Below are 1,489 nucleotides of genomic sequence, written 5' to 3'. Positions count from 1 at the left end.
TTTTTCAACGACGAAATTTTGGGCTTTTTGGTGCAAAATTTCGGCCTTCGCCTAATTAGCGGCGACGCGCAGGCGGATCTGAAATACTTCCTGGGCGAATAACCGTCGCTTGGGCAATCTTTGCGGGCGCACGAACGCTGTATAAAACGGCGCGTAGAATTTCTCGTGCGCCCGCAGACCCGCTCCTGCTCGCTAAATTTTAAAATTTCGGTTGGGCGGGCGGCAAATTTTATAAAATTTCAAAATTTTATCATGGCGCGGATTAAATTTACCGCGCCTTAAAACCGAGTCAAGCTCGATTCTGTTTGGTTTTTGCTTCTTTAAATTTAGCCTCGCTCATTTTTTTAACCAAATTCATCTTTATTCATCGCAGCTTCATTTAGGAATTTTATAATGCGCTCATCCAAACGAAAGTTGGAAATCAAAACAAAAGGATCAGAAATGACAAAGTTATTAGGCGCAGCGGTTTTAGCGGCGGTTTTAGGTGCGACGAGCTTGCAGGCTATCACGTCCAAGGAGGCTTTAAACATCGCGGAGAAAAATTTCCCGGGCTCAAAGATCAAGGATATATCAATGGATGTTAAAAAAGGGGCGATTTTTTATGAGATAGAGTCTTTTAAAGATAATCAAAAACAAGAGATCAAAATCGACGCCGCAAGCGGGCAAATCGTAAAACAAGAGGTTAAAAACAAGAAATTTATATTGCCAAACGAGGCGATAGATTTCTCAAAGTTCGCTCTTAGCATCGATGAGGCCGCAGATAAGGCGCTAGCGCTTGAGGCTGGCTGGAGCCTTGATGAGGCCGATCTTGAGAATAAAAACGGCGTTTGGATCTACGAGGTCGAGCTTAAAAAAGGCATGAGCGAGAAAAAGGTGATAATAAACGCTCAAACAGGCGAAATTATCGGCAACTACACGAAGTGATTTTATGCGCCCGAGTAGCTTCGGGCGCCGAAATTTAGGCAAAGGAAAAAAGATGAGCAAAAATACGAATCAAAATTTAGATGAGAAAACTAGCGGGCGAAATTCGGAGGAAAATTTGAGCGCGAATTTTAACGAAAACGCGGATGAAAATTTAAACGCAAACGTCGGTGTAAATTTAGACGATAGCGCGAGTACAGCGAGCAAAAGCACTCTAAATTTAGATGAAAACGGCGAGGAAAGCGCGGTTGAAAATCTAAACCGAATTTTAGATGAAAGCGCCGAGCGAAATTCCGGCGAAAGCGGGGCGGAGCAGGGCTACGAAAATTTAGATCAAAACGCGAGCAAGGTAGGCGAAAGCGCGGAAAAAATATGCGGGGGCGCCCCAAAATGCAAAGCGCAAAATTTATTTAAAAAAGTACTCGAAATTTCGCTGCAAAGCGCGGCCGGCGCGCTAGTTTGTGTCGGCAGGGCGGGGCTGTGGCTTGCAGATGCCGCAAGCGAGCTAAAAGACGAAGCGCAAAAAGCGCAGCTTTCAAAAATAAACGAGGAGCGGGCGAAATTTGAC

Annotated in this window: 1 protein-coding gene and 1 pseudogene; both read left to right on the top strand. The window is 44.7% G+C overall.

Annotation, left to right across the window (positions count from 1 at the left end; genetic code table 11):
- Positions 1-441 precede the first annotated feature (441 nt).
- The gene (locus Q0236_RS12045; protein ID WP_297918395.1) at positions 442-924 is read left to right on the top strand and encodes a PepSY domain-containing protein; all 483 of its coding nucleotides are present in this window, start codon (positions 442-444) and stop codon (positions 922-924) included.
- A 52-nt stretch (positions 925-976) separates the two neighbouring features.
- A pseudogene (locus Q0236_RS12040) lies at positions 977-1,489 on the top strand (hypothetical protein); the annotation flags it as partial.

It is taken from the genome of uncultured Campylobacter sp. (genome assembly GCF_938031315.1).
In the GTDB taxonomy this organism is placed as follows: domain Bacteria; phylum Campylobacterota; class Campylobacteria; order Campylobacterales; family Campylobacteraceae; genus Campylobacter_B.
Note: the sequence above shows the minus strand (reverse complement) of the source record. Positions and strands in the feature narration are given on the sequence as shown.